Annotated in this window: 1 protein-coding gene; it reads right to left on the reverse strand. The window is 67.2% G+C overall.

The features are described from left to right. Nucleotides 1-131 precede the first annotated feature (131 nt). Nucleotides 132-548 (reverse strand): zinc-binding dehydrogenase (locus IEV86_RS17650; protein ID WP_229734737.1); only part of this gene is annotated, 417 nt, incomplete at its 5' end.

A 548-nucleotide genomic window follows, 5' to 3' on the forward strand; every position in this document is an offset into this window, starting at 1 on the left:
CCTCGACCCGGTCTCATTGTGCCCGCCTGCGGCATGAGGGTCGAGGGATTCCCGCATCGATTGCGGGAATCACCCCGACCATTGCGGTCTCACGCCCGGGATTCAGACGAGGCGGATCCAGACGAAGTGCGTCAGGCGACGGCCTCGACGTCATCGAAGCTCGCGGTGTCGATGACGACGCGGAACTGCACGTCTCCGGCCACGACCCGGTCGTAGGCGGCGTCCGCCTCGGTGACGGGGATCGTCTCGATCTTCGCGGCGATGCCGTGTTCGGCGCAGAGGTCGAGCATCTCCTGGGTCTCGGCGATGCCGCCTATGTTCGATCCGGCGATCGCCTTGGCCCCGCCGATGACGGCACCGAAGGAGGACTCCTGCTTCTCCGGCGGGAGGCCGACGACGGCCATGACCCCGCGCGGCCCCAGCAGACGCAGGTAGCGGTTGACGGGGATGTCGGCGCTGATCGTGTTGAGGATGAGGTCGAACTCGCCGGCGTGGTCGGAAAAGAAGTTCTCGTCGGTGGTGGCGAGCATCCGCTGCGCGCCGAGATC

This window comes from Cellulomonas carbonis, from assembly GCF_014636275.1.
GTDB classification, from domain to species: domain Bacteria; phylum Actinomycetota; class Actinomycetes; order Actinomycetales; family Cellulomonadaceae; genus Actinotalea; species Actinotalea carbonis.